The 4218-nt window shown below is 65.8% G+C and carries 5 protein-coding genes and 1 pseudogene; 3 read left to right on the top strand and 3 right to left on the bottom strand.

Annotated features, from left to right (window positions below):
- From AOK16_RS29405 to AOK16_RS28680, 3 genes and pseudogenes are all read right to left on the bottom strand, one after another.
- The coding region (locus tag AOK16_RS29405; protein WP_478072550.1) for a hypothetical protein at positions 1-189 on the bottom strand (189 nt) is incomplete at its 3' end.
- A gap of 338 nt (positions 190-527) precedes the next feature.
- Positions 528-941 (bottom strand): annotated as a pseudogene (locus AOK16_RS28685) (transcriptional regulator); the annotation flags it as partial.
- Positions 942-943: 2 nt separating this feature from the next.
- Positions 944-1859 (bottom strand): NsdA family TPR-like regulatory protein (locus tag AOK16_RS28680; protein WP_240483692.1); only part of this gene is annotated, 916 nt, incomplete at its 3' end.
- 136 nt (positions 1860-1995) lie between these two features.
- Here AOK16_RS28680 and AOK16_RS26090 point away from each other — a divergent pair.
- The 3 genes from AOK16_RS26090 to AOK16_RS21940 all read left to right on the top strand — a co-directional run.
- Complete coding sequence (locus AOK16_RS26090; protein ID WP_079101651.1) at positions 1996-2409, top strand: ATP-binding protein; 414 nt, start codon at positions 1996-1998, stop codon at positions 2407-2409.
- A gap of 403 nt (positions 2410-2812) precedes the next feature.
- Positions 2813-3703: a DNA glycosylase family protein gene (locus tag AOK16_RS27750; protein ID WP_205627753.1), complete on the top strand. Its 891-nt coding sequence runs from the start codon at positions 2813-2815 to the stop codon at positions 3701-3703.
- Positions 3618-4218: cobalamin-dependent protein (locus tag AOK16_RS21940; protein WP_169790933.1), on the top strand; the 601-nt coding region annotated here is incomplete at its 3' end. The genes AOK16_RS27750 and AOK16_RS21940, both read left to right, overlap by 86 nt.

The following is a 4218-nucleotide window of genomic DNA, read 5'->3' as shown; positions in this document are numbered from 1 at the left end:
CCTCGCCTTCGTCCACGCCTCCGGAGGGCAGCTCCCACAGGTCACCCATGTAGTCGTCGGCGGTGCGGTGGAGCAGGAGGACCTTGTCGCCGCGGGAGATGACCGCTCCGACGACGGCTTTGGTGATGCCATCGCGTACAGCGGTCCGGACGAGGCGTCGATCAGGGCGGAGTCGATTCGTGCCTTCATGGCAACAAGTCCTTGTGGTGGCGGGCGACTTTGGCGATGGCCGCGGTGTAGGCGTCGGCGAGGCCGGTGTCCCGGGGGCGGTGCCACACCGGGATCTTCAACGTCGAGTGTGGGCCTTCCGTGCCACGGGGAGCCTGTTTCGGAAGGCCCAGTTGGGCAGCGTAGTTGGGGTATCAGGGTGCCGGGCTGTGGAACAGCGGGGTGGGTGTTCAAGGGGCAGGCCGGCGTGGAGCCTCCGCGCGCGCTGTAGACAGCGTGCTCGCTGGTTGACTGACGACAACCCATGACGCACTGCGCCCCCGTATAGGCCTCATGCCGTACGGGGGCACCGTTGTGCGTTACGCAGCGGCAACCAAGTGGCGGGCCTGCTCGTTGAAATCCGCGACGAGCCGGTGATTTCCGAACGGCTGCATTTGTCGTTGCAGGTCCTGCACAGCTTCGACGCACCGGGAACTCTTGACCTGCCGCGACAGGGAGAGTGCCCGGAGACCGGCGGCGTGTGCCGCCTCCAAGTCGCGGCGCTGCAAGTGCGAAACCGCGAGTGCCGCCTGTGACATCGCCCCGCGTCGTGCACGCCGTTGCTTCCGGGCGTGGTCGATCGACTGCCGCGCGTGCTGCTCGGCCAAGTCCGCCTGACCGAGGTCCCGGAAGGTGTTGGCGTGCTCACCGTGCAGATACGCGGGGTCGATGAAAGTTGCCCACTCCTGTTCAGCTTCCAACCGGACACGGCCATACGCCGCCTCGGACTGGCCNNTCTCACCCAGCTTGGCCAGTGCCCGAGCTTCGAGCGCCCACAGGTCGGCCAGGCAGGCCGACGACGTATTGCGGCCGAGACCGGCTCGGCCGGCCTGAGCGAGCCTCCGTCCTTCGTCGGGATTGCCGAGCAAGGTTGCCTGGTCTGCCATGCCCGCGAGCACGTGTGCCCCGAGCGCCCGGTTCTTGGACTCCTCGGCGAGGCGTAGCGACTGGATCAAGTACCGCTGGGCAGTCCCGTGTTCGCCGTTGTCGTAGGCCATCCACCCGAGCAAGTACGTCTGCTCGGCAGCTGCTTCGCACAGCACACGTCGCACGTCCTCAGTGTGAGTCCGGCGTAGCAGTGGGAAGACGTGTTGGTTCATGTACTCGGCGAGGATCAGTCGGCCTGATCCGCCGCCTTGAAGTACGTCCATCTTCTGGAACTCGCCGAACATATTCTTCACCGCGGTCACGTCTTCGAGACGCACACGCGGGCCCGGTTCGGGCTGCTGGTCAAGGGTGTTGAGTAGCCAGTCACGCGACGGCCCCACTGCTGCCACCGCAGCGAAGGGCGCTGCTGCCAAGAATCCTCGACGGTCCACGTCCGCTCTCCCCAAGTCGGCGACAGCTTCCACGGTAACGGCGAAGGACACGTTGTAGACGAGCGAGCGTTCGACAGAACCCTTCTCGCCGAGTCCAAGGTCGTACGTCGTGACCCGATAGCCGACTGCCGCCGAGATCACATCGGCGAGAATCTCAGGCAGTGGGGAGCGGGGCACGTCGCCCTCCAGCCACCGCCGCACGGTCGACGCATTCGGCGAAATGTGAGGCTGCTCCCACATCTGAGCTGCGGCTTTGACGCGACGCGCCAACTCCGTCCGACTCAGGCCCGATCGTGTAAGCCACGTCGCGAGATCACTGTTTGGCGTCTTCATGTTGAATGCTTACCCCTCAGCCATGGGCGGTAGTGGAAGTAACACCCTTTGACACCCCCTCCGACAGTACCTCTGCCGCCGTCTTCGCGGTTGCCTGGTTAGTCGAACCAACGGTACAGGCAAGGGAGTTGGACTCATGCCGAGATCGGTAGCGCAGCGGTTTCCGCGAGCAGGCGATGCGGTGCCCGAAGCTCGCTCTTTCTTAGGCAGCGCATTGGAAGAATGGGAGATTGCCGACCGCGCCGAAGATGCGGTGCTCTGTCTCTCCGAGCTTGCCGCTAACGCGGTACGCCATGGTGCGCACGACGACTTCCTCGTTGGGGTGTCTCTCGGCGGAGGGTGCTTGCGCGTCGAGGTGCACGACGCGGGGACGGGTGTACCCCGTGTCGGGGAGCCGAGTGAAGACGACACCGACGGGCGGGGGTTGCTCATCGTGGAGTCACTGGCGGATGGATGGGGAGTGACGCCGCACGACTCGTGCGGCAAGACCGTATGGACAGAGTTCAAAACAATCGGGGGCGAGATGCAATCCGGTGTGATCCCATGCTGATGGAGAAACTGCCCCCGCCAACCGCCAGATTGCTTGCATCGCCGGGTGCCTGGTCTGGATCGACCTGATCGAATCTGGTCATGCGGCCTTCGTGCTGCTTGCGCAGAAGACATATGCGCGACTTTATCGCTTGTCTGCGCATCTGGTGAGGACCGGGTGTCGCCCGGAAGTTACGAACGATTTGCACCGGCGATTATCGAAGTCTGGCAGGCGTCCCGCTCCCTCGTACCTCTCAGCACCGACCCTCACCTCACCGTCGGTTAGGGGCACGAGCCCCACACGCGACCTCATGGAGACAGTTTCGGGTTGAAGGTCGCAACTCCCCACACGATCACGTCGGAAAGGAAACGATGGCACCTTCAAACCACAGCACCCCGCGCCCCGAACGCCAGGAGACGAGCCCGTGACCACCACACTGACCATCGACCACCCCGGATGGCTCACCGGACCGGCAGGGGATCCGGTACGACTCGTCGTCCACAACGGCGTGGCGTGGCTTGCCGACTGGCAGCCGGCCGCGGGGTTGATCCTCCGCCCTGTGGGCACCGACCACACCACTACAGCCACCGCCCCGCCCGCTCCGCACACCTCACCACACACGCTGCCGGTCACACCCGATGCCGCACCGCTGGTGAACGAGTTCGCCACGCTCGGCAATGTCCAACGGCTGACGAATCCCTCACTCTGGGACGCGATCACGACGGCGATTCTCCGCCAAGTCGTCAGGGCTGAGCAGGCCCGCAAGGTTTATCGCCGCTGGTGCGCCAACCACGGCCGCACCGTCGAGACCCCGCTGGGCGCCTTGTCCCTTGCACCCGACCCGGCGACCGTCCTTGGCCTACCCGACGAAGCATTCGCCGAGGCCGGGACGGCCTTCCACCGAACCGCGTTGCGCGCCGCCGCGATCGCCTATACCGAGAACCAGGCCGCATGGGGGCAACTTGCTCCCGAGGACCTGATGAAGGCTCTCGACGAGGTGCCACGCATTGGCCCGTGGACCGCTTCCGCCGCCACCGCGGACTACACCGGCGATTTCTCGGTCTACCCGCACGGTGACCTCGCTGTACGTACCTGGGTGCGCCGCGCGCTGCCCGACTTGCGCCTGCCCGACGCCGACCGTCCATTCGCCAACGAATGGCGCCGTTTTGCCAATAGCAACCGCACGCAGCTGCATGCCCTGACCCTGTTCGCCCTGACTTGGGGGAGCCATGCCCGAACAGACCAGCACGAGCACGCCGCACCACCCGACAACCACGCAGGCACCGCAGACATCCACCCTGATCACGGGAGCTGACAACTCCCGTCGCCTCGATGCGCTGTTCGTCAACGCACCGCTGCGCGACTACAACCTGCGCCCGCGTATGAACGACTACACCCTGCCGGTACTCGGCATGGCGTACATAGCCACCTACGCCGCGCGGGCAGGCTTCAACGTTGGCGTACTCGATGCCGAGGCACATGGCCTCGGCATCGAGCAGACCGTCAAGGCCATCAGCACCGTCGGCCCTCGATGGGTCGGCATGAACCTGCTAGCCCCCACCTATGACCTCTCCGCCCGCATCGCGGCCGGTCTTCCCGACGGCACTCTGCTCATGGTCGGCGGGCACCAGGCCAAGGCCATGCCAAAGCGCATCCTCGCCGACCCACGCATGACCCGCCTGAGCGCCTTAGTCCTCGGCGAGGGCGAAACGCGCGTCGCCGCCCTGCTCGACGACGAGCAGCGCCGCGCCGAGCTACCGGGCGTCATGTGGCGTGACCGCCTGCTCGGCACAACCGCCTCGGGTATTCCCCGCCCCGGCACCGCCGCCC

Source organism: Streptomyces pathocidini, assembly GCF_001418495.1.
In the GTDB taxonomy this organism is placed as follows: Bacteria; Actinomycetota; Actinomycetes; order Streptomycetales; family Streptomycetaceae; genus Streptomyces; species Streptomyces pathocidini.
This window is presented reverse-complemented; position numbering and strand designations above follow the sequence as displayed.

What these genes read in the sequence shown, in the direction of transcription:
- AOK16_RS26090 (WP_079101651.1), top strand. Translation starts at nt 1,996, where the DNA reads ATGCCGAGATCGGTAGCGCAGCGGTTTCCGCGAGCAGGCGATGCGGTG.